The sequence below is a fragment of the Bifidobacterium apri genome (genome assembly GCF_009299485.1).
In the GTDB taxonomy this organism is placed as follows: Bacteria; Actinomycetota; Actinomycetes; order Actinomycetales; family Bifidobacteriaceae; genus Bifidobacterium; species Bifidobacterium apri.
In genome coordinates this window covers 116,706-143,374 of sequence record NZ_WBSO01000005.1, presented here as the reverse complement: position 1 = coordinate 143,374, position 26,669 = coordinate 116,706, and the positions used below count along the sequence as shown (strand labels likewise).

The 26,669-nt window shown below is 58.8% G+C and carries 19 protein-coding genes, 1 tRNA gene and 1 pseudogene; 8 read left to right on the top strand and 13 right to left on the bottom strand.

The window, feature by feature from the left end:
* Window positions 1–467: transposase (locus DSM100238_RS05195; protein ID WP_205730691.1), on the top strand; the 467-nt coding region annotated here is incomplete at its 5' end.
* Between the two features lie 342 nt (window positions 468–809).
* Here the strand turns inward: DSM100238_RS05195 and DSM100238_RS05190 are convergent.
* The 3 genes from DSM100238_RS05190 to tgt form a co-directional block, all read right to left on the bottom strand.
* Window positions 810–2,051 carry a PDDEXK-like family protein gene (locus tag DSM100238_RS05190; protein WP_152355621.1) on the bottom strand — a complete coding sequence of 414 codons (1,242 nt, stop codon included), beginning with the start codon at window positions 2,049–2,051 and terminating at the stop codon, window positions 810–812.
* Between the two features lie 160 nt (window positions 2,052–2,211).
* Window positions 2,212–2,294, bottom strand: a tRNA-Leu gene (locus DSM100238_RS05185).
* 123 nt (window positions 2,295–2,417) lie between these two features.
* The gene (gene tgt, locus DSM100238_RS05180; RefSeq protein WP_152355620.1) at window positions 2,418–3,719 is read right to left on the bottom strand and encodes a tRNA guanosine(34) transglycosylase Tgt; all 1,302 of its coding nucleotides are present in this window, start codon (window positions 3,717–3,719) and stop codon (window positions 2,418–2,420) included.
* A 220-nt stretch (window positions 3,720–3,939) separates the two neighbouring features.
* On the opposite strand from tgt, the gene DSM100238_RS05175 reads away from it, so the two are divergent.
* Entirely contained in the window at window positions 3,940–4,644 is a 705-nt protein-coding gene (locus DSM100238_RS05175; protein WP_167511048.1) for a VanZ family protein, read from the top strand.
* Window positions 4,645–5,087: 443 nt separating this feature from the next.
* Here the strand turns inward: DSM100238_RS05175 and DSM100238_RS05170 are convergent, their stop codons facing one another.
* Window positions 5,088–5,462, bottom strand: a complete 375-nt coding sequence (locus DSM100238_RS05170; RefSeq protein WP_152355618.1) for a DUF3073 domain-containing protein — start codon at window positions 5,460–5,462, stop codon at window positions 5,088–5,090.
* Between the two features lie 136 nt (window positions 5,463–5,598).
* Between DSM100238_RS05170 and trpS the strand changes: the two genes are divergently transcribed.
* Entirely contained in the window at window positions 5,599–6,687 is a 1,089-nt protein-coding gene (trpS, locus tag DSM100238_RS05165; RefSeq protein ID WP_152355617.1) for a tryptophan--tRNA ligase, read from the top strand.
* A gap of 324 nt (window positions 6,688–7,011) precedes the next feature.
* Here the strand turns inward: trpS and DSM100238_RS05160 are convergent, their stop codons facing one another.
* The 3 genes from DSM100238_RS05160 to DSM100238_RS05150 all read right to left on the bottom strand — a co-directional run bounded on the left by DSM100238_RS05160 (window position 7,012) and on the right by DSM100238_RS05150 (window position 11,280).
* Window positions 7,012–7,434, bottom strand: a complete 423-nt coding sequence (locus DSM100238_RS05160; RefSeq protein WP_152355616.1) for a sterol carrier family protein — start codon at window positions 7,432–7,434, stop codon at window positions 7,012–7,014.
* Window positions 7,435–8,152: 718 nt separating this feature from the next.
* A complete protein-coding gene (locus DSM100238_RS05155) occupies window positions 8,153–10,618 on the bottom strand; it encodes a glycogen/starch/alpha-glucan phosphorylase (protein ID WP_152355615.1) in 2,466 nt (821 codons plus the stop codon).
* A 437-nt stretch (window positions 10,619–11,055) separates the two neighbouring features.
* The gene (locus DSM100238_RS05150) at window positions 11,056–11,280 is read right to left on the bottom strand and encodes a hypothetical protein (RefSeq protein WP_167511047.1); all 225 of its coding nucleotides are present in this window, start codon (window positions 11,278–11,280) and stop codon (window positions 11,056–11,058) included.
* Window positions 11,281–11,440: 160 nt separating this feature from the next.
* On the opposite strand from DSM100238_RS05150, the gene DSM100238_RS05145 reads away from it, so the two are divergent.
* Together DSM100238_RS05145 and DSM100238_RS05140 are read left to right on the top strand one after the other, a co-directional pair.
* The gene (locus DSM100238_RS05145) at window positions 11,441–12,172 is read left to right on the top strand and encodes a rhomboid family intramembrane serine protease (RefSeq protein WP_152355613.1); all 732 of its coding nucleotides are present in this window, start codon (window positions 11,441–11,443) and stop codon (window positions 12,170–12,172) included.
* Window positions 12,173–12,987: 815 nt separating this feature from the next.
* Window positions 12,988–14,247, top strand: a complete 1,260-nt coding sequence (locus DSM100238_RS05140; protein ID WP_152355612.1) for a THUMP-like domain-containing protein — start codon at window positions 12,988–12,990, stop codon at window positions 14,245–14,247.
* A 610-nt stretch (window positions 14,248–14,857) separates the two neighbouring features.
* On the opposite strand, the gene crgA is transcribed toward DSM100238_RS05140, so the two are convergent.
* A complete protein-coding gene (gene crgA, locus DSM100238_RS05135) occupies window positions 14,858–15,283 on the bottom strand; it encodes a cell division protein CrgA (RefSeq protein WP_205730690.1) in 426 nt (141 codons plus the stop codon).
* 64 nt (window positions 15,284–15,347) lie between these two features.
* On the opposite strand from crgA, the pseudogene DSM100238_RS05130 reads away from it, so the two are divergent.
* From DSM100238_RS05130 to DSM100238_RS05120, 3 genes and pseudogenes are all read left to right on the top strand, one after another.
* Window positions 15,348–16,097: pseudogene (locus DSM100238_RS05130) on the top strand (DUF881 domain-containing protein); the annotation flags it as partial.
* Window positions 16,098–16,361: 264 nt separating this feature from the next.
* The gene (locus tag DSM100238_RS05125) at window positions 16,362–17,546 is read left to right on the top strand and encodes a class E sortase (protein ID WP_152355610.1); all 1,185 of its coding nucleotides are present in this window, start codon (window positions 16,362–16,364) and stop codon (window positions 17,544–17,546) included.
* Window positions 17,547–17,581: 35 nt separating this feature from the next.
* Complete coding sequence (locus tag DSM100238_RS05120) at window positions 17,582–18,232, top strand: anthranilate synthase component II (protein ID WP_152355609.1); 651 nt, start codon at window positions 17,582–17,584, stop codon at window positions 18,230–18,232.
* Between the two features lie 525 nt (window positions 18,233–18,757).
* Here DSM100238_RS05120 and pknB read toward each other — a convergent pair.
* The 5 genes from pknB to DSM100238_RS05095 are packed head-to-tail and all read right to left on the bottom strand — an operon-like array spanning window position 18,758 to window position 26,664.
* Window positions 18,758–20,794: a Stk1 family PASTA domain-containing Ser/Thr kinase gene (pknB, locus tag DSM100238_RS05115; protein WP_152355608.1), complete on the bottom strand. Its 2,037-nt coding sequence runs from the start codon at window positions 20,792–20,794 to the stop codon at window positions 18,758–18,760.
* Entirely contained in the window at window positions 20,791–21,822 is a 1,032-nt protein-coding gene (locus tag DSM100238_RS05110) for a serine/threonine-protein kinase (RefSeq protein WP_152355607.1), read from the bottom strand. The genes pknB and DSM100238_RS05110 overlap by 4 nt, the downstream gene beginning before the upstream one ends.
* Window positions 21,819–23,291, bottom strand: a complete 1,473-nt coding sequence (locus DSM100238_RS05105; RefSeq protein ID WP_152355606.1) for a peptidoglycan D,D-transpeptidase FtsI family protein — start codon at window positions 23,289–23,291, stop codon at window positions 21,819–21,821. The genes DSM100238_RS05110 and DSM100238_RS05105 overlap by 4 nt, the downstream gene beginning before the upstream one ends.
* Window positions 23,288–24,997 carry an FtsW/RodA/SpoVE family cell cycle protein gene (locus DSM100238_RS05100; protein ID WP_152355605.1) on the bottom strand — a complete coding sequence of 570 codons (1,710 nt, stop codon included), beginning with the start codon at window positions 24,995–24,997 and terminating at the stop codon, window positions 23,288–23,290. The genes DSM100238_RS05105 and DSM100238_RS05100 overlap by 4 nt, the downstream gene beginning before the upstream one ends.
* On the bottom strand, window positions 24,994–26,664 hold the full coding sequence (locus DSM100238_RS05095) for a PP2C family protein-serine/threonine phosphatase (RefSeq protein WP_152355604.1): 1,671 nt from the start codon (window positions 26,662–26,664) through the stop codon (window positions 24,994–24,996). The genes DSM100238_RS05100 and DSM100238_RS05095 overlap by 4 nt, the downstream gene beginning before the upstream one ends.
* Between the last annotated feature and the right edge of the window lie 5 nt (window positions 26,665–26,669).

The following is a 26,669-nucleotide window of genomic DNA, read 5'->3' as shown; positions in this document are numbered from 1 at the left end:
CGGCGCTCGTGCGCCTGCCGTTCGCGATGGGCTCGCGCGCCGCGGCGGACGCGGCGTGGACGCTGGCGGCGGACGAGCTGGCGTCCACGGACCCGAGGGCCGCCCGCACGTTCGCCGCGGCGCGTGATGAATGCCTCGCGTACATGGCGTTCCCCAAGGACCACTGGCTGAGGATCCGCACGAACAACGTGCAGGAACGCGAGAACCGGGAGATCAAGCGCCGTACCTCGTCGGTGGGCGTGTTCCCGTCACGGGACGCGTTGCAACGGCTGGTCGGCGCGGTCCTGATGGAAGCGGACGAGGAATGGTCCACGGACCGGCGCATATGGAGCCCGGAGAACACGTCCCACGCGTGGGACGCGCCCGACACGCACACGCCCACCGCGGCCGAGCTCGCCGCGGCCCGCTCCCAGGCCAGGGCCGCGTTCGACGCGCTCGACACCACCACACGCCAGGAACAGGAGTAGGATACCGGCCAACAGGGGCCGCGACGACAACGCCACGGCAAACACAAAAGGCGACCCCTTCATACACCAACCCAAGGGACATCATCTATTTCTCCCGCACCGGCCACAAATCGTCGGCCTGTCTAACTCCACCGCCTTCGCCGACAATGAGTCCCACCTTTGTATCGGCGGATTGGAGGGGTATTGAGCAGAATGCGCCTAGGAATTCGCCGCATATACAAGCATTACCAACGACCGCCTGCAAATTTACTCATACACCCGGATCCAAAACCAGAGCGCCCGAGATACCGGCAACCACTGACATGTTCCTCAGACCCGGCGTCATCAATGCCGCTGGGTCTGTCACCGCACGACCAGCTTGCGCAGGCCGCATGTAGCGCACTTCTGGAGTTTGCACCACTGATGATCGAGCCAGTCGGAGAATATGGCCGGGTCATCACGGCCGAGCATGAACACGTCGCCATACACCCAGTAGCCCACGTAGTCATCTTTCCTGTCCGCATGACTCTGACCGAACGCCTCAAGAAACATCTTTACGCTGTCGAAACGCTCCTGCGGCATGCGGTGACTCGTGTTCTTGAACGCAATCCCCATCCGCGGCCTAACGGCATGCTGTTGCGGAGCGCCATCAAGAATCACCTCCCAGTTCCACGCCCAGTCCGTACCCCATTCGCTTTCAGTTGGCTTTCCAAATTTATCCACGAGATCGGGAGTGCTCCACCGGATAGATTTCTTTTTGCTTTCCTTGATGTTGTCAAGCAGGTCAAGACCCACGTCCTTTACCCATCGAATGCCGGCATCACGGAGCAAGCGACACGGCTCATCCTTCACAGCCCCTTCGATGAAGTTCAACGCCTCCCAATGCTCTCGGTATACTTCATACGCAAGGTTCTTTGTTTCTGTTTCTTCCACAATTCGTCTCCTTACCGTGGCCACATAGTCATCGATCACAAGTCCCGCATAATCCGGAACCTGACTGCCGGCGTCATTCCGTGCCTTCTCGATGATCCCTGCCACGTCCAGCCATGAAAGAGCAATCCAATCCTTGTCACCGGGAGTGTCTCCACGCCTCGTCAGATACACAAATACGCATGTCCAACCGGGGTAAAGGCTGCCGGCCGCTTCCTCGTAGCGATTCAACTGGTTGTCATGCTCGTCTGACAATATCTTGACTTCCCAGATAAACGCAATGCGCGCAATCCTATTTTCTGCGACAATGTCCATACGTCCATCCCCGTCATCCTCATTGCGTGCCCCACATGTATCAACCTCGGTATGGACAGCAAAATCGGCCATGTCTAGGGTATCGGGGATTGCGCCGCCGATACAGCATGTGGTATGTGCTCGAAGATAGCCAAGCACGCCGTTCAGTACACGACCGCCCAGGCCATGCGGGCCGTGTGGATCCATAAGCCAAGCCAGCATCCTGCAGTTCGGCACTTCCCGGCTCGCCACACCAAGCACGTCGAACACATGTGTTGAAACGTGTTCCGCCGCCAGTGCCGACTCCAGATTGTGGACATCGATCGCGCTCGCAAACTGCTTCAGCGCAGTCTGCAGGTTCTTTGTTTCAGAACCACTCATGCCGGCCAATCCTTTCCAGCAGATTCCCCTTCCCTACACCAACCGTAACACGGAATACACTCATCAACACTTTCAACCCGGTGCCCGCAAGCCAGAGCACCACGATTTTCCCTATACGCCGGAAAACAAAAAACCGAAGCCGAAGCTCCGGTTTTGTTCGTGCGAGCGGAGGGAGTTGAACCCTCACGAGCATTCGCTCACTGCCACCTGAAGACAGCGCGTCTACCATTCCGCCACGCTCGCAGACAAATAGACAAGATACCATGATTGTCCATTGTCTGCAAGCCTATAGTTTCGGCGTGTCGCCACTCTGGATTGGCACGTCTGCGGATTCGTCAATCCTGCGAATCACCCGCGCGCCAACAGTCACCCACGCGACCCGTTCGCGTAGAATCGCGCCAGCGTCTCGTCACGGAACTCGTCGAAATACCCGCCATCAATCGACGCGCGGATATCATCTAGCAACTTCACGAAGAAATGCTCGTTGTGAATCGTCGCCAACGTGAAGCCGTTGAACTCCCTCGCGCGAAGCAGATGATCGACATACGCCCGCGAATAGTGCGTGCACGTATAGCAGTCGCAGCCCTCCTCAAGCGGCGAAAAGTCGAACTTGTTCGCAGCCCGCTTGATGTTGTATCTGCCATCCCGCGTGAAAATGGCACCGTTGCGCCCGCAACGGGCAGGAGCCACGCAGTCGAACGTGTCGCCGCCGTTTTCCACGCATGCGAAAATATCGTCCACCGCCGCGATGCCGAGCACGTGGCGCGGCCGATTCTCCGGCATCGCATCGCAGATCCACGCGCACGTATCGCCGATGATCCGCTTCTCGATTGCACCGCCGATGCCGACGCCGTCGAAGTCCAGCGAGGCGATCTCCTGTGCCGCATGCCGGCGCAAATCCTCATAATTCGCGCCCTGCACTACACCGTACAACGCCTGGTACGGCTTGCCGAGCCGCTCCCGGGTGAGCCGCTCATGCTCGGCGACGCAACGCTTCGCCCACCGGAACGTGCGTTCGACCGAACGCTCCTGGTAGCCGCGCGTGTTCATCAGCGTGGTCAGCTCATCGAAGGCGAACATGATATCGGCACCGATCTTATGTTGGATTCCCATGCTGATTTCCGCGCTGAACCGGTGCTTCGCCCCATTGAGCGGGGATTTGAACGTGACGCCATCCTCATCCACGAAGGCGAGTCTCTCCTTGCCTTCGGCAATCACGTCATCCGATTTCATGCCGGTCACGTCCATCGCCAGCGTTTTCTTGAATCCCGCGCCCAACGACAGCACTTGGAATCCACCGGAATCCGTGAAGGTCGGGCCATCCCAGTTCATGAACTTCGCCAGCCCGCCGGCAGCGTCGAGCACGTCCTCACCCGGACGTTCGAACAGATGGAACGCGTTGGACAGCAAGCATTGCGCGCCCAGTTGTGTCATGGATTCCGGCAGGACGGCTTTCATCGCGCCTTGCGTGGCGACCGGCACAAAGGCAGGCGTATGAATATCGCCATGCGGGGTGTGGATGATGCCGGTGCGCCCATACCGCGCGCCGCCGCGTCCTTTGCCGTCCGCGGCATCCGGCAGGCGGGTGATGGTTTCGAACCAGAACGCGCTACGATCACCGGACTTACCGGGTTCGGCGCCACGGGGGTGTTCAAGCAGACTAGTCATAGCCGCTACTTTAGGCGGAACCTAGGGAAAAAGGCGGTCGGCACGGAAACACTGTCCATTCGCATGATGCTCACCGGTTCGTCATCGCCCGAAGGTCTCATATAATATTCGATGATGACTCTTCGCGCCTCCTCTGTTTCTCGCAAGAATCACAGAGTGGGCGCGAGTTCTAACCACGAATGTCGAACCAACACATATGCCATGCCCTTGGGGGACGCAAATGATGAACAACAAGCAGGGGATTATGGGCTGCGCTGCAGCCAGAACAGTCAAGATACTGTTATCGCTGGCGTGCGGCTGCATAGCGTATTGGGTATTCACAGCCGTGGCATGGCCGTATCTTCTGACAATGACACATGGGGCATTGGAAACGAATCCGCTGCTGTACATCGCATCAACGGCAGTTGTCGTACTCTGCGCCATCGTATTGTGTTATCGAGATCTGGATATTTTCGGAATCGGCATTTCGAGACGCTTCGGGGAGGCACAAGCCGGTGCGTATGGCGTGCTGCTGATTGGTGCCGTGATGTGCAAAAGCTCTGGCGTTCGGGGAATGAATTGGGATATCACTGCAATCGCCAATGAAATCTCGCCGATTTCGCCAACGCTGATTTTGAACGTACTTTGTTTTATCCCAGCTGGCATGATGATGTCCAAAATGTTATGCAAAGCACCGTGGAGACATGTCTTCGTGCTTGCCGCACTGATATTTGTTGAAGCGCTGCAATACATGTTGTCTCTCGGTATCTGCGATATCAACGATGTTCTGGAAAATTACAGCGGGATATTATGCGGCACAATAATCGCCGCATGGCTACGCGCACACGTGTGTACACTGTGCCGTATCAACGGCCGTTATATGATTCGCCGGGCGGAGAGCGTGAAAACGTTGCCCCTCAGCACCTCGACTAGGAATGTGCTGTGAGTGTTACTGCACCGTCATGGACCCCGCGCTGGATTTACGCTCACGCGGCCGCGCAGACTCGCCGCCTCCAGTATTACGGGAGCTTATGCAGAATTCCGCGATTCGCGGATAAACTCCCACGCGGAGTCCGGGAGTTTGTGATGATTTCGCAACGCGAACGATAAATTCCCAATCAAAACGTTGGAATTCCGTGATTCTGAAAAATCAGCCTTAGAGCCTCAAGCGGGAGTTTATATGCCAAACGCCGTATCCGCAATAATCTCCCACGAAATCCGGGAGTTTATCCATTGACAGGCAATTCCGGCACAAAGTCCCGTCCACAACACAACTGACCGCGCCCGGTGTGTCAACCGGACGCGGTCAGTTCGTATAGTGCTGAGCTTATGCATCGCCGCAGCCCCGCGGCTACGCGCAACACAAGCTATCGCTGGCTACCGGCGCGCTCACTTCGCCGATTCGTCGCTTGGATGCGGCTTCGGCTTCATGGCGCTCGGCAACGGCATATGAATCGGCTTATGCGGCTTGACCGGCGTATGCTGCGCCGGCTGCTCGTCGCTGGCGGCCTTCGCCGCTGCTTCCGCAGCCCACTTCGCGTATTCGTCTAAATCGTCATCAACTGGTGATGACTCGCTCTTTGTGCCCTCGCCCGACTCATGCGCATACTGCTCTTCAACGTCGGCGAACGGATCGAACGAACCGGTACCCGGCTCCTGGGAATTGAGCTCCTTAGCGAGCTCATCGTAGTCGGTATCGGTAGTCAGGTACTTGAGCTTACGGGCTATTTTCTGCTGTTTTGCCTTCTGACGTCCGCGGCCCATCTGACCCCCTGCAATACTTATAGTTGTTGAATCATCATATAAGAGAGTACCACTTATTATGCACGTGATGGTTGTCTGCTGAGACTTTTACGATAAAAGCAAGTTTTACTTGGGCTTTTAAGGCAAAGGAATGGTCATGGCAGAAGAGCAAGTGACTGCTGTAGGCAACGAAATGAGCGCGAGTTTTCTCGCCGCGAAGAAGCGTTCGGATGAAACGCTGGAGGCGCTCAAGAAGAATCCGGGCAAGTTCACGATGCTGACCGGCGACCGTCCGACCGGACGGCTGCACTTGGGCCATTACTTCGGTTCGATTCGTGAACGCGTCAATATGCAGAACGCCGGCGTGAACACGAATATCATCATCGCCGACTACCAGGTGATCACCGACCGCGACACCACCGAACACATCCAAGACAACGTGCTTAACCTAGTGCTCGATTATGTCGCCGCTGGCATCGATCCCAAGAAGACCATGATTTACACGCATTCCGCGGTTCCTGCGGAGAACCAGCTCATGCTGCCGTTCCTGTCGCTGGTCACCGAGGCGGAGCTGCACCGCAACCCGACCGTGAAGTCCGAAATGGAAGCTTCCGGTCATGCGCTGACGGGTCTGCTGCTCACCTACCCGGTGCATCAGGCATGCGACATCCTGTTCTGCAAGGCCAATGTCGTGCCGATCGGCAAGGACAACCTGCCGCACGTGGAAATCACGCGCACCATCGCGCGTCGATTCAACGAGCGGTATGCGAAGAAGAATCCGGTGTTCCCTGAGCCGGACGCGATTCTGTCTGAAGCCCCAGAAATTCCCGGTCTCGACGGCCGTAAGATGAGCAAGTCCTATGGCAATTCGATCATGCTGGGCGCCACCGCCGAAGAAACCGCGAAGCTCATCAAGAAGAGCCGCACCGATTCCGAGCGCAAGGTGACCTTCGACCCGGTGAACCGTCCGGAGGTTTCCGCACTGCTGACCACCGCAGGCTTGGTGACCGGTCGCGATCCGAAGGATATCGCCGAAGAGATCGGTGATGCCGGTGCAGGCGCGTTGAAGGCGTATGTCACCAAGTCGGTCAACGAATTCCTCGCTCCGCATCGTGAACGTCGCGCCGAATTGGCCAAAGACATGGACGCCATTCGCGATATTCTGCACGACGGCAACAAGCGCGCCAACGAAATCGCCGAGCAGACCCTGGACGAGGTCCGCGAGGCCATGGGCATGAAGTACTGACCCAGGTCAGATAGCTCTCGCTGCCCCTCCCCCTCACAAACTGGCTACGCTAAGAAGGCTCTTAGCGTAGCCAGTTTGTGTATGCAACGTCTGCGAAAGTACCGCCTTGACGGTTATCAATCACCGTTGTCTCATTGTCAACCATTGCTTGAACGACGCATGAGGCACGATTCCGACGTGGACAGCATTGCGCCTTGCATCCTGTGTACCTCACCATTTCGTGAAATGCACCTCACCCACATTCAAGTGGATGCCGACATCGAGAATGTTCGGCGTAGAACGAGTCGTACATTACGGTGTTGCGAGTGCACCCCGCACGCACGCTCAGACGAGCGGTAGCAGGCCGCTCAGATCGTCGCGTTCGCCGATTGCGCTGATGCGGCCGGCCTGCTTCTCCTCGGCCCACGTAGTAATGCCACATGCCAGACGCAGCCACACGTCCGGCTTGAGTTCAATCACATCAGGCGGCGTGAGATTATGCGGGTCAGACGCCGGCCCATCCAGGATCTTGATGGCGCCCCACGGTGCCACGCGCACTTCGATGCCCTCCCCCGGCGCCTTGCGCTCCAGCAGATACAGCGAGTACCGCACGGCCCACGCCCACACCGGGCGGGGCAGATCGCTCGGAGACACGGTCAGACGCCCCGCCTCACTGTCATCCTGCGTGGCGAGCTCCCGCGCCTTGTCACGCCACTGTTGCAGCCCGTCACGGCCTTTATCAATATCCTGTTCCCTGATTACCGGCATACCCCCCATTTTGCCACGACCGGCCGCGACATGGCGTGACACAAGGCGTATGGACGGTTCGAATGTGCTGCACCGCGTATGTTCGGACATACGTTATGCGCCGGGCAGAAGACACCCCACCCTGCCTGGAAACCATGATGCCGACTTACGTATGCCACGTCATACGCAAACCACGGAACACGACCCAGCGCAGCCACGTCCCAACGAAATCCGATCAGCCGCGTATGCCACGACATACGTCGTGCAACAGACAAAAGACACCCCACGCCATCCGGAAACTGCAATACCAGCTTGTGTATGTCCGGACATACACAAACCGCAGAACACGGACCGACGCGGGCACGTTTCGGCTAAATCTGATTCGTTACGTATGCCACGGCATACGTAACACGACGGATGGAAGGCGTTCCGGCCCCGCCTGGGACCGAAATGCCGACTTACGTATGCCACGTCATACAGGACGGCACGCAAACCGGAACAGCAATCCACCAATCCGGCAACCAGACTCCACCACGCCCCGCCACCGGACACATATTCGCCGATAACGCAAGAGGCGGAAGCCCGCACCGCACATTACACATGCAGTGCAAAGCTTCCGCCTCGTTGATCTGCCGGTCCATCGGCCTACCAGCCTGCCAATCTACCGGTCTAAACCAATCTACTGGCCTGCTGGTCTACCGGTTCAGGCGTTCACGCCCATCCCGGCCGGCACTGACGCTTACTTGAGAGCGCCGGTGTGCCAGATGCGCTCGAGGTAGTCCTCGATGGAGCGATCGGAGCTGAAGTAGCCGGAGTTGGCCACGTTGAGCACAGCCATACGAGCCCACTTCATCGGATCGCGGTAGGTCTCCTCAATCTCGGCCTGGATGTCCATGTACGCGCGGAAGTCCGCGAGCGTCATGAAGTAGTCCTTGTTCAGCCAGTCGTTGACGAGGTCCTTGTAGGTGTCCTTGTCACCGTCGGAGAAGGTGCCGTCCGCGACCATGTCGATGGCCTGCTTGAGCTGCGGATCCTTCTCGTAGTACTCGCGAGACAGACCCTTGGTGTCGTAGCCCTTGGCGTACATGGCGGAGACTTCCGGCTCGGTCATACCGAAGAGGAAGAAGTTCTCAGCGCCCACGCGCTGACGGATCTCGACGTTGGCGCCGTCCAGGGTGCCGACGGTCAGAGCGCCGTTCAGAGCGAACTTCATGTTGCCGGTGCCGGAAGCTTCCTTGCCGGCCTGCGAGATCTGCTCGTCGAGGTCGGTGGCCGGGATGAGGTTCTGAGCCAGCTCGATGTTGTAGTTCCACGGGAAGTAGACATGCAGCTTGCCCTTGGTGGCCGGATCGTTGTTGATGACGCGAGCCACGTTGTTGATCAGCTGGATGGTCTGCTTGGCCAGGTAGTAGCCCGGGGCAGCCTTCGCGCCGAAGAACACGGTACGCGGAACCAGGGTATCCGGATCGACCTTGCCAGACTTGATGTCGGCGTAGGTGGCGATAACCGCGAGGATCTTCAGGGCCTGACGCTTGTACTCGTGCAGACGCTTGATCATCGTGTTGAACATGGTGTTCGGGTCGATGTCGAAGCCGTACTTGCGCTTGGCGAATGCGGCGAAGTCGTTCTTGTTGGCCTGCTTGACCTCAGCGAACTTCTTGACGAACTCCGGATCATCAGCCAGCGGGATGAGGCCCTTGAGCTGCTCGAGGTCGGACAGCCATGCGTCGGTGCCCAGGCCTTCGGTGATGAGGTCGGACATGCGCGGGTTGGCGAGCTTGATGAAGCGACGAGGAGTGACGCCGTTGGTGACGTTGGTGAACTTGTCCGGGTACACGGAGGAGAAGTCCTTGAGGGTGACGTCCTTGAGCAGCTCGGAGTGCAGCTCAGCCACACCGTTGACGTAGGAGCCGCCGTACGTGGCGAGGTACGCCATGCGGACGGAAGCGTCCTGGCCGTCGGTGTAGATGCGCATACGCTCGATCTGATCGTCGGCAACGCCCTTGGCCTTCAGCTCGGCCATGAACTGCTCGTTGATCTTCTTGATGATCTCAAGGTGACGCGGCAGCAGCTCGCCGATCAGGGATGCCGGCCACACTTCCAGAGCTTCCGGAAGCAGGGTGTGGCAGGTGTAGTTGAAGGTCTTGTTGGTGATGGACCAAGCGGTATCCCAGTCGTAGCCGTACTCGTCGATCAGGACGCGCATGAGCTCCGGAATGCCGATCACCGGGTGGGTGTCGTTGAGCTGGAACACGATCTTGTTCGGCAGCGTGGTCAGGTCGGGGTTCTTCTCGCCCGGGTAGAACACGCGGATTGCGTCGTGGATGGACGCGGACACGAAGAAGTACTGCTGCTCGAGGCGCAGCTTCTTGCCCTGCGGGGTGGAATCCTCCGGGTAGAGGATCTTGGAGATGTTCTCAGCCTCGACCTTCGGGATCACGGCGTCGAGATAATCGCTCTTGTTGAAGGTGAGCAGGTCGAACTCGTCATAGGACTTCGCGGTCCACAGGCGCAACGTGTTCACACGGCCGGACTTGTAGCCCGGAACCATATAGTCGCACGGAACGGCGCGGACAGCCCAAGCCGGCTTCCACACGCGCTTGCCGTTCTCCTCGACGACCTCGCCGCCGAAGTTCACGCGCTGGTCGCGGTTGTAATCAACGTGGCCCCACGGCTCTTCGTTGACGAGCCAGTAATCAGGGGTCTCCACCTGCTTGCCGTTCTCGTCGAATTCCTGCTTGAAAATGCCGTACTGGTAACGGATGCCGTAGCCGAATGCCGGCACGCCGATAGAAGCGAGAGAATCGATGTAGCATGCGGCGAGACGGCCAAGACCGCCGTTGCCCAGGCCAGGCTCGTACTCGGCGTCGATGACGTCCTTGGTGTCGAAGCCCAGCTCCTTCATAGCGCCTTCGAACTGCTCGGTCAGGCCGGCGTTCAGCAGCGCGTTCTCAAGCTGCTTGCCCATGAGGAACTCAGCGCTCAGGTATCCAACGGCCTTGGTGTCGCCGTTGACCATGTCGTGCTGGGTCTTCATCCAGGAATCCACGAGGTGACGGCGCACGGCAGCAGCGGTGGCCACATACACGTCAGCGGCGGTCGCCTGCTCCGGCGTCACGCCCTGGGTGTACTTGAGCTGCTCGCGAATCTCGTCGGTGAACTCACCGGAAGTAAGCGAAGACTTCGGTGCAGTGATTTCGGTCATTATCTGACTCCCTTTGACGGAACCTATTCCAAGAACCATTATGCCTGAAGGTCTCGGCATTGGCACGGCTTAACAAGCGCAGTGCGCCCCTTTCTGCATACGTTCTCAGAGGTAGATATTAACATCACCCCCTCAACCATGCGCAATCGCTCCGCAGCAGGCAGCCGGATCACCTTTGTCTTTACTGAATTAATCAATGCTTGAAGCCCACTTTCATGCGGTTCACACGCAGGACAGCGAAGCGGAAGCAATCGTTTGCAAAAGCGACACGCCCGCTACCCAACTCCAGATAACACAACAGGGGCGCCCCACGCGGGACGCTCCTGCATAGCACCCGCACGCACATGGCGCACGGAATCAATGATGGTAACGATGGATTGGAAAGCCGAATACACCGGAATACTTCGATACTTCGAATCGATGCGTTCGGCAGACGATCAAGCCTGCTCGGGCTCGGCGGCGTCATCCGCCTCGTCTTCGGCTTCGTCGTCGTCCTTGTTCAGACCCAGATCAACCGGCGAGGAGCTGTTCTCCCACGGCTCCTCCCACGGATCATAGTCCGGGTTCTGCTGCTTGTAGATGTACAGACCCGCAACAGCAGCGAGCAGCGCTCCGAACAGCAGCGCGAAGAACTTCCAACCGTTAGAAGACTTTTGCTCCATGACGGCTCCTTTCAGGTACCAGGTGACCTGCCCATTCAAGTCAACTCTGGTTACCATACTACGGCTTCGATTGTGACGATTGAGTGGAAGAGCGGCAAGAGCCCCCATACCAAGGGCATATTCCCTCCCTCAGCGCAACGACGGGCGCTACAGTGGGACCATGCGAATTGGCAGCTTTACCCTCGATCGGCGTTCCATAGCGGCTCAGTGGCGTGGCGGAGGGCCAGTCATCACCGCGACGATCTGCGTGGCGTGCGTCATCGTTTGGCTTCTGGAGGTTCTGCTTCAGCACCTGTCGCCCAGCCTGTTCACATCGATGCTGGGACTGGGAATGTTCATGCCCATCACTGCCGTGGAGCATCCGTGGACGTGGCTGACCTCGATGTTCCTGCATTCCCCGTCCATTGCGCATGTAGCCTTCAACATGATGGCGCTGTGGTCGGTCGGGCCGGTGCTGGAGCGGATGTTCGGCCATTGGCGGTTCCTGGCCGTGTATCTGATCAGTGGGCTTGGCGGCGCGACTGCCCTCACCCTGTGGTGCCATGTGACCGGGAATTGGCTGATGGCGGCATATGGGGCATCCGGGGCGATTTTCGGATTGTTCGCGGCACTGCTGCTGGCATTCCGGAAGATGGGCGCCGATCTCAAGCCCATGCTGGTGTGCATGGTCATCAACTTCGCATTGCCTGTGGTTATGCCGAATGTCGCATGGCAGGCGCACGTGGGCGGTTTTCTGGTCGGCGGGCTGCTGACTTGGCTGCTGATGGATGGCATTCCCTCCTTGCGCGGGCGATCAATGAGCCAGCGCATATGGATATACGGTTCTGTCGTGACGATCGCACTCGTCGTCGCAATGGCGCTGTGCGTCCCGCCAATCGGGCGAATCGCGTAAGCGAAGCGACGGCGGCATCGCACGCCGACGGAATAGCACCGGCGGAGAAGACAAACCCGCCGGCTATCAGTCCGCAGCCCAGCCCGTCCGCTCCCCCGCTTGCGACCCATGTGACCCACTTGCCGGTCGCGCCCACAATCCCGACGCCAATCGCCAATCCCGCTCTCACAACACAGCTATGCAATAGCACGCAACAGCCGTCTTTCGGAATTACACCGATGTAGTTTTCCACATCTGTGGACAAGGCAGTGGATAACTTGGGTATAAGTGGGGTATAAGTCGTGGAAAACCGTGCGAGTTATCCACACAGATATCCACAAAACGTGCATTTACAAGGATTTTCAGTTGTGGACGATGTGCACAAGTAGTTATCCACAATTTCAAAATCGATTGATATTCGATAGATTTCTCTAGTAGCGCATCGACACGGCAACCCCTAGATGTGGTGTTGCCCACAGCTTATCCACCGAGTTGTCCACTTATCCACATTTGGTGGATAAACCATTCCGTCATCCCCGGCTCATTCCGCGGCAGCCCACACGGCAGCCCACGCAACCGGTCCCTCAGCGTCCTGGCGCGTCCTGGAGCCAAGGCATCCGACCGTCCCCACCCATATCGGTATCAATCGTCCGGCAACCACTTTCCTGGCGCACTACATCATCGATTAGCCCATCAACCCCCTGCCCGGCAACCACAAAACCAAGCGTCATATCCAGAAGTGCGCTCCAGCATCATCCCAAGTCACACGGCACCCACAGCCCGACCGCCCACACACTGCGCAACAATCCACCGCGTCACCCACGTATGATGGCGGCATGGATATCAACGAGCAGACACGACGTTTCATCGCCGACCACCGCACAGAGCCGGTACGCGATATCGCGCTCCACGCGCATCCCGAAGATGGAACCGACCTCGCCGTCGCGCTCGACTGCATCGAAGGCTGGCAGCGCGCACGCACCAAACTCCCCCAATGGGCGGCATGCGACGACATCATCTATCCTCCGCACCTCGCCATGGAACAATGCTCATCCCAGTCCACCGCGCAGTACAAAGCAGATCTCGCCCGCCGTCTCTCGTCGGAAGCACCGCACCCCACCACACTGATTGATATCACCGGTGGATTCGGCGTTGATTTCTCGTACATGTCCCGCATATTCGATCACGCCGTCTACATTGAGCGGCAACAGCATCTGTGCGAACTCGCAGAGCACAACATGCGCGCCCTCGGCATCAGCAACGCCAGAATCATGAACGCCGACGCCGACGCAATCCTCGACGAGCTGCCCGCCGCCACGCTCGTCATGGCAGACCCCGCACGTCGTGACGCCCATGGCTCCCGTACCTATGCGATTGCGGATTGCACGCCTGACATGTTGACCATCCTGCCGAAACTGGCCAGTATCGCCCCCGCGATCATCATCAAGCTCTCCCCTATGCTGGACTGGCATCAAGCCGCTCAAGACTGCAATCACGCCCTCGACGCCTCAACCGCGCACGCGTCGGTATCGGAAATCCATATCGTCTCCGTACACAACGAATGCAAGGAGCTGCTGCTCGTCATCACCCGTCACACCGCCGAAAACGACGGAACCCAACCCTCACTGCTGGTCACCTGCGTGGACGACGACACCGTGTTCAGCTTCCACCCCCAAGACGCCACCGACGCGAGGGGTCTCGAACGCGAACGCGAACGACCGCAGCAGAACACCCTGTCAGCGTCCCCAAACCAGCTGGCATACCTCTACGAGCCGAACGCATCACTGATGAAAGCCGGCTGCTTTGACCTGCTCACGCAGCGTTTCGGCATCACCCAGATTGACCGCAACAGCCACCTGTTTGTCTCCGACAAGCCAATTGATGCGTTCCCGGGACGATCGTTCGCCATCACCGCGTATGGCCCGGTCAAACACACGCTGCAAGGCATCACACAAGCGAATATCGCGGTACGAAACTATCCCGCGAGCGTGGCGCAAGTGCGGAAACGCTATCACATCGCCGACGGGGGAGATACCTTCGTGTTCCTTACGACCATGTCAGGAAAGAAAACGGCCTTCGTGTGCGTGAAATCGTAGAGCGGCCTAGATGATTCACAGGATGTCGGCGGTGGCCCTTGTGACGCTGCGGGTGATGTCTCGTTGTTAAGGTGACGGATGGAGTCATATGCCGGATGATTGGCGACGAGGTGGGGGATGATGGGCATCGGTGGATTCAGCGCGGGCACCGGAAACCATGCACGCGAAGACGGCTATCTGCGGTACTCGTAGTACACGCCGAGGCCTATCTCACGTAGGCGGGTTCGCCGGCGACCGATACCGACGGCAGCGTCGTTGGGATTCCGCGGACCACACTCGCGGTACCAGGCGTGCACGTACACGGATAACGCAGATACTGTCCGGAAGGTACCACAGCTAAATGAGATACACGCTCTCGGCACCGCAGAAAAGGCCGCAGATAAGCAATGTACCGACATCAGCTCCGACACGGACGACAGATGATCACCATCGACGCGCCGCAGCCCGACACAGCCATACGCCAGCGCGACGAACATCATCATCGATGCCACAACACCGCACCGTGGCGTTCACCGAAAACGCGAAATCTCACGGTTGCGCAGTTGGCGGTCGCACAGTGGCCGCCGGGCGTCATGCGCTCAGAGCGGCGGCCACCGCAGCCGAGGAGCGGTCAGTGCCACCCCATAGTCATCAGGAAGCCGATCATGATCAGCGCACCGCCGACCGCAAGATTCCACGCGCCAATGGCAGGAATCGGATACTTGCCGGTCAGGTAGTACACCACCGCCCAGACCAGGCCGATAATCATCAACGCGCAGAACAGCGGCACGAACCAACGCGGGTTCGACTTGGTGCTTTTGATGCTTTCCTCAACGCGTTTCGTATTCTCAGCCTGACGCTTCATCATGCGCTGCATTTGCGGAGTCATCGATGATTTGTCGGCGGTAGCGTTCAGCACGGCCTCGACTTCATCCATCGGGATGCCGTAATCGTCATCGTTCGCTCCGTCATTGGACGCGGTGGTGTCCGACACGTTGTCGACCGACTGTTCGTCGGTTTCGTGCAGCTCTTCGTCAGCCATGTGCATAGTCTCCATTCGAATAGGCTAAAAAGTCATCATAGCGGCTACACTCGAAAGCAGCGAACACGGCGGAGGCGACATGAGCAGACACACCGGGAAACATGGGGTCAAACACTCCATGCTGGGCGGCATAGCCGTGTTCGTCGTCGTCGCCCTCACCGGCTTCCTGCTCGCCACCAACATCCGCGTGAACCGCACCGCGACCGTCACTTCCGATACCGCGCAGATGGTTGAACAACGTGTGGAACAAGCCGACAAACTTCGCAGCGAAGTCAGCAAACTCAACTCGCAGATCAACACCTTGAACAAGCTTGCGGGCACGGGGGACAGCGACTCATCCAACAGCGAGGACGCCGGCTCAGGCACCGTTCTGCCTGCTGTTGAGGGGCCGGGCATCACAGTCACGCTGGACGATTCACCGCTGTGGAAAACCATGGTGAACAGTTCCGGTTCGGCTTCGAATATCAACGATTACGTGATTCATCAGCAGGATATCGAAGCGGTGGTCAACGCGCTCTGGGCCGGCGGGGCAGAGGCGATGATGATCCAAGACCAGCGCGTGCTGTTCAACTCCGCCGTGATATGCGTCGGCAACGTGCTGATGTTGCAAGGCAAGCAGTATTCACCGCCGTATACGATTTCCGCGATCGGACCGACCGAGAACATGCTCAATGCGCTGGCTGACTCACAAGCGGTGCAGGTGTACCAAGAGTATGTGAGCGCGTTCGGGCTCGGATGGGACGTTGAGACGAAGGATACGCTGAAATTCCCTGAATCCCCGCTGGCGATGCAACCGCTGAAATACGCCAAGGCAACCAATAGTGGAACTTCCAATTCCAACGATTCCAGCAATTCCAACGACTCCAACAGTTCCAACGACTCCGGCACCTCAGACGACGCAAGCGGAACCGGCAGCACACCGAGCGGCTCCGCCGGTTCCACCGGGACGGACGGCAGCGCCACCGACAACAGCAGCAATACCGACGCATCCGGTTCCACCGGGACAGACACTTCGAACTCGTCATCGGGCGGCACATCAGGGGACTGACCGCATGACGCACGATTTACCCATCGAATACCAGGACCATCAATCATGAGCGACCCAACATCACCGTCATATCAACCGGCGCGCCACCGTCAACACGCAGCTTCACCGGCACAGCAAGCCAAAACCGATCCCACCCCACAACCCGAGCGAACCAAACGTCTCGGAGCAGGGTGGCAAATCATCGGAATCATCGCGGAACTTCTCATCACCGCCGCCGTCATCTGCGCGCTGTACATCGTATGGCTGTTCTGGTGGACCGGCGTGCAATCAGAACACACCCAAGCCCAAGCCCGCGAATCCGCCACCACCACCTGGACACAGCCCGCGCAAAGCGGATCCGGCACCGCAATCGCCAAAGAACAGGCGGGAGAACCCCCTATACAACCGACCAGCGCGAATGAAGGCGACCTCGTCGCGGAAGTCTACATCCCACGATTCGGCAACCAATGGGTGCGCAACATCGTCCAGGGAACCAGTCTCGAGCAGCTCAACAAGCACGGCATGGGTCATTACGAGGAAAGCCAGATGCCGGGCGCCATCGGCAATTTCGCGTTTGCAGGCCACCGCGCAGGCTACGGTTCGCCGCTCGCCGACATCAACCTGTTGCAAACGGGTGACGCCATCATCATCCGCACCCAGGATTACTGGTACGTGTACCGGTACACCAAGCATCTTGTCGTGCTGCCCACCGAAACACAAGTGGTCGCCGCCAACCCGGAGCAGCCAGGCAGCGCGCCCACCAAGCGCATGCTCACCATGACGACATGCACCCCGCGATATTCCACACCGACCCACCGCTGGATCGCATACGCCGAATTCGCGTATTGGGCGAAAGTCTCCGACGGGATTCCCGCCGAACTCGATTCAGGCAATGCCTCTGGGGCAGTCAGCTTCTCCAGCACGCCGAAACAATCAGCCGTATCGAAGCTCGATTCCCTCATGCCAATCGTGCAGTGGGCGCTCGTCATGTACGCCGTATTGTTCATTGCTGCCGCCATCGTGTGGCGCTGGCCTGTGCTCAAAGCCATCCATGACGGGCGTAAGCAACGTCCGGAAGCGAGCATTTACGGCACGATTCTGCGGCTTCAGCCGGGTGTGCTGCCGATTCGCATCATTCTGATGGCGCTGCTCACCGTCGCCGCAGCCGCCGCGCTGCTTCAATGGGTATATCCGTGGGCGGCGTCCACAATACCGATACTCCAGCAGATGTCGAACTATGTCGCTGTGTAAGATGGCTTGCAATACATACCGGTAAAGGAGAGGCAATGACGGATTCAGCGCATATCCTGGTCGTCGACAACTATGATTCCTTCGTCTACACGATTGTGGGTTATCTGCGCACGTTGGGCGCCAATGTGGATGTTGTGCGCAACGATGCGATCGACCCGTCGAAGCCGGGGGTCATTGATGGCTATGACGGCGTCCTCATCTCACCTGGCCCGGGAACCCCATCGGAATCCGGGGCAAGCGAAGACATGATTCGCCTGTGCGCGGCGACCAGCAAGCCGATGTTCGGTGTCTGCCTCGGGTTGCAGGCGCTTGCTGAGGTATTCGGGGCGACTGTGGATCACGCGCCGACCATCATGCACGGCAAAACCAGCCAGGTCGAGCATGTCGATGATGAGATTTTCGCCGGTATCGCGAACCCGATGACCGCGACCCGCTACCATTCGCTTGCCATTGAACCGGATTCGCTGCCGGATGATTTGGTCGTCACGGCACGTGCGCTCGACGATCACACCATCCAAGGCATCAAGCACCGCACGCTGCCGATGTACGCCGTGCAGTTCCACCCCGAATCGGTGATGACGCAGGACGGCTACCGGCTGCTGGCGAACTGGCTCGCCGTGTGCGGGCAGACGAACGCCGTGGAGCATGCGAAGGGGCGTCAACCGAAGATCATGAAGACCCGCTGAATCCGCGTGTGGCGGTGGCGAAGGGTTCGCACGTGGCAGTGGGTTCGCGGCGGTGGACAAGTGCAGGCGATGCACGGTAGACAAGTGCGCAGGCAGGCGAAAACGCGATTCTCGGCCGCAATCATCGTTGACGCGCATCAATACAATCCAAAAACCGCAGCAGTCCTTCCCAAACTGTCTACGCTAGGCTCGTCACCAGCGTAACCAGTTTGGGAGGCGGAGAATGGCAGCGCACACCACCGGAACAGCCAACCCCACAAACCAGCTACGCTGAGACCGTCGCCAGCGTAACCAGTTTGGGAGGCGGAGAATGGCAGCGCACACCACCGGAACAGCCAACCCCACAAACCAGCTACGCTGAGACCGTCGCCAGCGTAACCAGTTTGGGAAAGGGGTCGGCAGCGCAGATAACAACCCGCACAAACGGCCCACACAGACAACCTATGAAACGTGATGGCCCGGAACACCACTCATACGGTGTTCCGGGCCATCACGTTGGCCGGCAAATTGCTCATCAGCTGCTAATCACGGCTGGTTCGTCTCCTGCTGCGTCGAACCAGTAGCTGAAGCAGAGGACGACGAAGACGAAGACGACGACGAAGACGAAGACTTTGTAGTCAGCGTAATCGACGCGCCCTTATCCGCCTGCGTTCCAGCAGTCGGATTCTGAGCGGTCACCAGATCAGTGTCCTTCGCATTCTGCGTGGAGTTGGACACCGTGAAGCCGAGGCCTTCCAATGTCGCCTTAGCCGATGCATATGTTGCGCCGACAACCGACGGAACAGTCACCTGCTCCTTACCCTTGGACACATACACATTAATGGTGGAGCCCTGCTCGATAGACGTTCCCGGAACCGGGTCAAGACGCGTCACAGCACCGGACGGCACCGTATCAGAGCTTTCCTCCTCAACCGACGTATTGAAGCCGCGTTCCTGCAAGGTGCTGAGCACCGTGTCCTTCGACTGCCCGACCAACCCGTCAGGCACCTTGGTCATGCCCGAGGAGATGTACAGCAGAATCGTCGTGCCCTTCGACTGCTTCGACCCGGCTGCCGGGCTCGTGCGCGTCACATTGTCTTTGGACACCGTGTCACTGTCTTCGGTCTGCGTGCTCGAGGCCACCTTGAATCCTGCCGCTTCCAGCGCCGAACGCGCATCATCCTGTGACTTGCCGCTCACATCGGGGACCGTACCTGTTGACGGACCGGCAGAGAACCACACTTTGACCGTCGAACCGACAGCGACTTTCTTTCCGCCTGCAGGGGACTGCTTGGTGAATGTGCCCTTCGGCTCGGTGGAATTCGTATCGGTTTCCACCTTGATTTTCAGTCCAGCAGCCTCAAGCTTCGCCTCAGCCCCCGCCTCGGTAGTGGAGGACGAGAAGGTCGGGACGGTGACCATCTGCGTTTTCTTGGAATGCATGAGCGCGAAAACGATGCCGCAGATTGCCGCGATAGCGACAATGGCTGCGATCACAGCGATAATGATGCGCTTCTTCTTACGCTGCTGCTGTTCCGCCTCACGTTGCTGCGCGCGCGTCTCACCTTCCGGATCAACAAAAGGATTCGTAGTCACCGGCATCACCGGGTTGGTCTGCGTGGTGACTTGCGGCGGGTTGAGCACCTGAGTCGCTTCACCGGTACGAGCGCCCGGATTTGCCAAATCGGTCAGCTGATTGAACGTCGCCGCAATCGGCACCCCGCCGTTCATGAAGGTCAGGATATCGTTCTTGAACTCAGTTGCTGTCGCATACCGGTTCTGCCGATCCTTCGCCATGGCTTTCGCGCAGATGTTATCCCACATCTTCGGCAAGCCCGGAATCACCGCGCTCGGGGGAGTCGCAGCCTCGGAGACATGCTGGTAGGCGATGGCGACCGCGGAATCGCCGGTGAACGGCGGGCGGCCGGTCAGCATCTCATAGAGCACGCAGCCGGCGGAATACAAGTCAGACCGCATATCGACGGTCTCGCCACGCGCCTGCTCGGGGGAGAGGTACTGAGCGGTGCCGACGACGCCCTGCGACTGGGTCATGGTGGCGGCGGAATCGTCCAAGGCGCGCGCGATGCCGAAGTCCATGACCTTCACGACGCCCTGGTCGGAAATCATGATGTTGCCGGGCTTGATATCACGGTGGATGATGCCCATGCGATGCGAGTATTCGAGCGCATTGAGCACTCCGAGCATCACCTGTTCGGCGTCTCGCTGGCTAAGCGGACCGTTCGCCTTGATGATGTCACGCAGGGTCTGTCCCTTGACGTACTCCATCACCAGGTAAGGCACGCGCTCGGTTTGTCCGCTGTCGTTGACGATTGTTTCCTCACCCGAATCGTAAATGTTAACGATGTTCGGGTTGTTCATCTGCGCGACCGAATGGGCCTCACGGCGGAACCTCGTGAGGAAGATCTCGTCATTGGCGAGGTCGGAGCGCATGATCTTGATGGCTACAGTACGTCCCAGACGCTTGTCGAGCGCCACACGCACCTCCGCCATGCCGCCCCGGCCAACGAGCTGGCCGAGCTGATATCGGCCGTTCGCCAACGAAGTGGGTACACTGCTGCTCATTGCTGCTCCTTCCATTGCGGGCGGAATGTCGAACTCACTGTCCGCGGCTCCGCAGTTCCGCTAATGAATATTTGTTTCGGCCGCTGTGCGTCCGGCGTATCTGCCGGATCAGCCGCACCGACGTGTGGCGTGCTGCTCACTCTGCGGGGCAGACGCCCGTGAGACGGCACAATGGTTGTGTCGTCACTCAGTTTGGTTTCCTGGTCCATCAGCCGCCGGTCAATACGTGACAGCGTGCGCGACACCATCAAGGCGTCCTTCGGGCGATCCCGCGGATCTTTGGCCAACATGGACATGACAAATTGCCGCAATTGCAAATCAACCGTGTCAGGCAACGGCGGAACCGGCTCGTTCACATGTGCTGCTGCGATATCAACCGGGGTCGCGCCAGTGAATGGACGATGCCCGCACAGCCCCTCATACGCGACGACCCCCAGCGAATAAATATCCGACTGGGCTGTTGCCTGCTTGCCCTGGGCCTGTTCCGGGGAAATGTATTGCGCTGTACCGACCACCATGCCATCTTGGGTGATTTGTTCCTGATTTGTGGAGTACGACACGCCGAAATCCGTGATTTTCACTTCTCCATCGTCGGAGACCATGATGTTCGCCGGTTTGACGTCACGGTGGATTACGCCATGCGAATGGGCGACGAACAGCCCGCGAGCCACCTGGATCAGAATCGGTAGCAACTCGGTGGGGTCCATCGCGCCTTTTTCATGGTACAAATCCGCCAAGGATTTGCTCGGCACGTATTCCATGATGAGGAACCCGATGCCGTCATGCTCATAGTATTCAAACAGTGCGGCGATATTCGGGTGGGCGAGATTCGCGGAATTGTGTGCCTCGGCGCGCAAGCGACGCAGCTTTGCCTCGCTGTTTGCGGCATCGCTGCGCAACGCTTTGATGGCGACGGGACGTCCAAGCTGAATGTCATAGCCCTTCCAGACTTCGCCCATACCACCTTGCGCAAGTCTGCGGTCCAAGCGATACCGGCGATGAATCAGCTGCCCTTCAATCAGTTTCACTGCTTCAACGCCTCCTCCATCACCTGCTTCATAATCGGACCGGCAGCGGTAACACCGAACGTATTGACATTATGTACCACAACAGCGACCGCGATCTGCGGATTGTCAGCTGGAGCGAAGCCCATCACCCACGCATCATTGGACTGGTTACTTGTGCCGATCTGCGCGGTTCCGGTTTTCGCGGCCACCTTGACACCGTCGATGGCAAGCGTCGGGCTTTCCTTCGTGACCACGTCCTCCATCATGGAGGTCAGTGCCGAAGCCGTGTTGGAACTCATGGCCTGAGACATCACCGTGGGGCTGGTTTCCGAGATGGTTGACAGATCGCTCGCACGCACCCGGTCAACCAGCGTCGGCTGCATCAACGTACCGCCGTTGGCGATTGCCGCCGCAATCATCGCATTCTGCAAAGGAGTCTCGAGCGTATCTCCCTGGCCTATGGAGGCGAGGGCGAGCTTGTCCGCAGACAGATTCGAGGGGAAGGTGGAAGCGACCGCCTTCATCGGGTTGCCCGTGGAAGCCGAACCATCCACAGTGATCGACTGGCCGAAGCCAAGTTTCTTCGCCTGTTCTGCGATGGCATCGTCACCGAGAGCGACGCCGAGTTGGGCGAATGCGGTGTTGGACGAATATGCAAGAGCATCGGACAACGTCAACTGTCCGTTGGTGCCGCTCGCCGCCGCGGTGGTGTTCGTCAGCTGGGTCGCCGTGTTCGGCAAGGTGTACGAGCTGCCCGCGGGAATCTGCGTGTCCGCCTGATATTTGCCGCTTTCCAGTGCCGCCGCCGCGACAACCGTCTTGAACGTGGACCCGGGCGGATACAGTTCGGAAATCGTGCGGTTGAGCATCGGATTGGTTGCGTTCGACGTCAGCTGGGCGTAAGCGTTATTGACCGCGGTCGTGTCATGCTGGGCAAGCACGTTCGGATCGTAGCTGGGTGTGCTCACCATCGCAACGATTCGGCCGGTCTTCGGTACGATGGCGACGATCGCCCCGTCATATCCGCGGCTTGTCAACGCCTGATAGGCGACATCCTGCAGTTTCGTGCTGATGGATGTCTCGATGGAAGCGCCCTTGTTCTCCGTACCGGTAAGCAGCGCCTTGAACTTCTGCACCGCCAGCGCGCTCGATGTTCCGCTCAGCAACGCGGCTCGGGACGCTTCAATGCCGCGGTCCGCGTTCTGGCTGATGGAGAAGAAGCCTGTGACGGGCGCGTATTCTTCACCGTTGGCATAGGAGCGCTGATACGAGAACGCGTCGTTCGAAGGATCCGACTTTGCGAGAATCGTACCGTCAGACGCGAGAATCGACCCTCGAGGAGCACCGAACTGGTAGTACAACGCCCGACGGTTGCGTGGGTCGGAATTCAGCTCGTTCGCGCGGAACGCGGTGAACACTGTGGTGGAGCATCCCAGAATCACGAACAACACGACGACGACGGTGAAAATCTGCCTGAGACTCTTGTTCATTGGGCTCCTCCTTTCACCGTTCGCGCCGCAGACTCCGGAGGCGCCGGCGGAATATTCCCGCCGGGCTCCTCATCGGCTTCGGCATGGTCCAGCCCGTCTTCTGTGCGTGACGCACGCGTCGGCCAATGGCTGGTCGTCTCTGTCGGGGAATCGTCATCATCGGCGAAATCGCGCCAGTCTCCCCAATCACCGTGGTCTTGTGCATCATACAACGGTTCAGACTGCGATGCGTCCTGCACCGCGATGGTCGGGGCGTCCTCGGTTTGGGAGGCCTGGGCTGCATGAGCACCATGATGATGCTGCTTTTCCTGGTTCTTCGCATCCTGTGCAGCCGTTTTTGCCCGTTCCTTGAGTTCGTGGTCACGCAGCACGGCCAGAGCCTCATACTGGAACGTATCGGAAGTCAATTCGGGCTCTGGCTTGTTCGCAGCGTTCGAGATGACCAGCAACAAGGTGATCAGGATGTAATTCGCAATCAACGACGAACCGCCTGCAGCCATGAACGGCAAGGTCAAACCGGTCAACGGAATCACCAGCGTGATGCCGCCGACGACGGTGAACACCTGCACGGCCATGGTGAACACGAGTCCAGAGGCGAGCAGTTTGCCGAACCCGTCTTTGATTTTCATCGCAGTGATCAGACCGGACGCAATAATCACCAAATACAGGGCGAGCACGGCCAACAAACCGGTCAGGCCAAGTTCCTCGCCTACGGACGAATAGATGAAATCGGAATTCGCCAATGGCGTCAGGCTCGGATGGCCTTGTCCCAGACCAGTGCCCATCAGGCCGCCGGATGCAAGGCCGAACAGGCCGGTCACCAACTGCTCAGAGCCGCCCTGCCGGTTGTATACCTTCGCGTCGAAGGGGTGCAGCCAAGCATCGATACGGTTGTCCACATGCACGAACAGGCGACTGGCGATAACCGCACCCGCCGCGAATGCGAGAATACCGATGACGATCCAGCTTTTCCGACCGGTTGCCACATACAGCATGCACACGAACATCGCGAAGAACATCAGCGATGTGCCGAGATCGCGTTGCATGACCAGCACACCCATCGACATGGCCCAGACCACCACGATCGGACCCAAATCCTTGATACGCGGCAGTTGCAGTCCCAGCACTTTCTTGCCGCCGACGGCAAGCTGATCACGGTGATCGAACAGGTACGAAGCGAAGAAGAATGCGATGAAGAGCTTGGCGAATTCACCAGGCTGCAAAGAAAACGGACCGATACGAATCCAGATGCGCGCGCCGCCGATCGTCTTGCCCAAACCCGGAATCATCGGGGAAAGCAGCAACACGATGCCGACCACCATACTCACGTATGAGAATCGCCTGAGCACGCGGTAGTCCCGCAGACAGACCACGAGAACGCAGCACAACACCAACGCCAAGCACAGCCAAGTCAGTTGTCTTGTGCCGACATGGGTGCCTTTCTGCTGATCGATACGCGCGATGAGCGTGACGCCGATACCGGTAAGCAGCAGCACGCACGGCAGAATCGACTGGCTCGCGTACGGCTGGAATTTCAGCAGCAGCGACCACAGGATGATGAACAGCAGCGCGACAACACCGAGCAGCAGCATGTAGTTGCTCGGGAACGTCCCGGCAGTGCGTTCAAACATCTGGAAGAAGCCGATGAGGCTGACTGCCATCGCAAGCAGCATCAACGACATCTGGCGCAGACGTGTGACGATCATCCAATCACCACCCACGCGTCGGCGGACCATGCGGTCACATTCCGGAGGGGAACGCGCAATGCAGCCGCGCTGGAGGACGGACTGGAGGACGGACTGGAGGTTGCGCTGGCGGATGGTGTGGATGACGGGCTCGCTGACTTTGTGCCGCTTGAATCCGTAGATCCCTTGTTGTTCGCCTGTTCAGTCTCCTTGAAGTTTTTCATCTCCTGCTCGATGAGTTTGACATGGCTGCGCGCCTCGCTCAAACTATCCACGGTAATGCCGTCACGCAGCTGCTCGCGCCAAGACTGAGGCAAGGAGGACACTTTGATGTCGGTGTCTTGGATCGCGTGGGACAGTTCGACGCCGAATACGTTCGTCGGCACACCCTGATAAATCGCCACCACGCCGTCATGCTCACCGATGTAATACTTGGTTTGGCTCCACCGGTAGCCAGCGAATGCGGCACCGACCAGCGCCGCGATAACAACGACGATCGCGACGATGATACCGAGGCGAGACAGGTGGACGCGCTGCCGATGTGCACGGTTCTGCTGCGCCTGCTCACGCTGGATGGCCTTCGCAACCTCTGGATCATTGGGGTCGGCGGAAATACGGCCGTCACGCTTCTTGACCACGGGGATTTCGCCGGTGTCAGTGTTGGGTATCTCGCCGTTTTCCTCGCGCACTTGCGACGGCTGGGCCACACGGGATTTCGGCCCTTGTTCCTCTTCTTTGACCGCCTTGTCTTGCTCCGCATGCACTGCACTCTGGACCAATGCGGCTGCACGTTGCGCCGGCGAGTTCTTGCCGGCCCGCAGCACCGGAGCCGAGGCTACCGGCTTATGCATGATATCGGCGATTGCTTCAAGGCTGGCGCTTGCCGCACCGCCAATCAGCGGGGTCTGGTGCGGCAAGTCGAAGGCGTCTGCATCGAGGGCGAGTGTGGCGTCGCCAATCACCGCGGTCACGTTATCCGTGCTGCCGGCCTTCAACGCCATGGACACCAAGCGCTGCGCGCATTCCTCCTGATCGGAGACCGTGCTGAGCATCTCCTCGATAGTCGAATCTTCAAGCACGCCACACAAACCGTCCGAGCAGAGCAGCCAGCGATCGGCCGGATGAGCCTGGCATATGGCGATATCCGGATGAGGGTCGATATCGAAATCGCCGAGTACCCGCATCACCACGTTACGCTGCGGATGGTTGCGCGCTTCGGCGGGACTGATACGACCAGTGTCGATCAAATGCTGCACGTAGCTGTGATCGGTGGTCATGCGTGACAGTTTGCCGTCACGCAGCAGATAGGCGCGGGAATCGCCGATATGTGTCAGGACCCAATAGCCCGATACCAAGGCAACGGCGGTGACCGTCGTCCCCATGCCAGCCAGCTTACGTTCACGTTTCGCCTTGCCGACAATCGCATCATGCGCAGCCATTACGGAGGTTTCCATCATCTGCGCCACAGCTTCCACACTGCTTTGTTCGTCATCCTGTTCGATATGGGCAAGCGAACGTATGGCGATTGTGGATGCGGTATCACCGCCGGCATGGCCACCCATGCCGTCACACATGGCGATCAGGCGTTCCCCTGCGAACGAGGAATCCTGATTGTTGCTACGAACCGTACCTACGTCGGAAACGGTGGTCGAATAAAGGAACAACGTCTGCTTGGCTGCATTCGGCATCAGGC

Bases quoted from the DNA above. Each gene is read 5' to 3' on its own strand.
- DSM100238_RS05100 (WP_152355605.1), bottom strand. From the start codon at position 24,997: ATGATCGTCACACGTCTGCGCCAGATGTCGTTGATGCTGCTTGCGATG.
- DSM100238_RS05095 (WP_152355604.1), bottom strand. From the start codon at position 26,664: ATGCCGAATGCAGCCAAGCAGACGTTGTTCCTTTATTCGACCACCGTT.
- DSM100238_RS05170 (WP_152355618.1), bottom strand. From the start codon at position 5,462: ATGGGCCGCGGACGTCAGAAGGCAAAACAGCAGAAAATAGCCCGTAAG.
- DSM100238_RS05105 (WP_152355606.1), bottom strand. From the start codon at position 23,291: ATGAACAAGAGTCTCAGGCAGATTTTCACCGTCGTCGTCGTGTTGTTC.
- DSM100238_RS05175 (WP_167511048.1), top strand. From the start codon at position 3,940: ATGATGAACAACAAGCAGGGGATTATGGGCTGCGCTGCAGCCAGAACA.
- DSM100238_RS05140 (WP_152355612.1), top strand. From the start codon at position 12,988: ATGGATATCAACGAGCAGACACGACGTTTCATCGCCGACCACCGCACA.
- DSM100238_RS05145 (WP_152355613.1), top strand. From the start codon at position 11,441: ATGCGAATTGGCAGCTTTACCCTCGATCGGCGTTCCATAGCGGCTCAG.
- pknB (WP_152355608.1), bottom strand. From the start codon at position 20,794: ATGAGCAGCAGTGTACCCACTTCGTTGGCGAACGGCCGATATCAGCTC.
- DSM100238_RS05150 (WP_167511047.1), bottom strand. From the start codon at position 11,280: ATGGAGCAAAAGTCTTCTAACGGTTGGAAGTTCTTCGCGCTGCTGTTC.
- DSM100238_RS05190 (WP_152355621.1), bottom strand. From the start codon at position 2,051: ATGAGTGGTTCTGAAACAAAGAACCTGCAGACTGCGCTGAAGCAGTTT.
- DSM100238_RS05160 (WP_152355616.1), bottom strand. From the start codon at position 7,434: ATGCCGGTAATCAGGGAACAGGATATTGATAAAGGCCGTGACGGGCTG.
- tgt (WP_152355620.1), bottom strand. From the start codon at position 3,719: ATGACTAGTCTGCTTGAACACCCCCGTGGCGCCGAACCCGGTAAGTCC.
- DSM100238_RS05155 (WP_152355615.1), bottom strand. From the start codon at position 10,618: ATGACCGAAATCACTGCACCGAAGTCTTCGCTTACTTCCGGTGAGTTC.
- crgA (WP_205730690.1), bottom strand. From the start codon at position 15,283: ATGGAGACTATGCACATGGCTGACGAAGAGCTGCACGAAACCGACGAA.
- trpS (WP_152355617.1), top strand. From the start codon at position 5,599: ATGGCAGAAGAGCAAGTGACTGCTGTAGGCAACGAAATGAGCGCGAGT.
- DSM100238_RS05120 (WP_152355609.1), top strand. From the start codon at position 17,582: ATGACGGATTCAGCGCATATCCTGGTCGTCGACAACTATGATTCCTTC.
- DSM100238_RS05125 (WP_152355610.1), top strand. From the start codon at position 16,362: ATGAGCGACCCAACATCACCGTCATATCAACCGGCGCGCCACCGTCAA.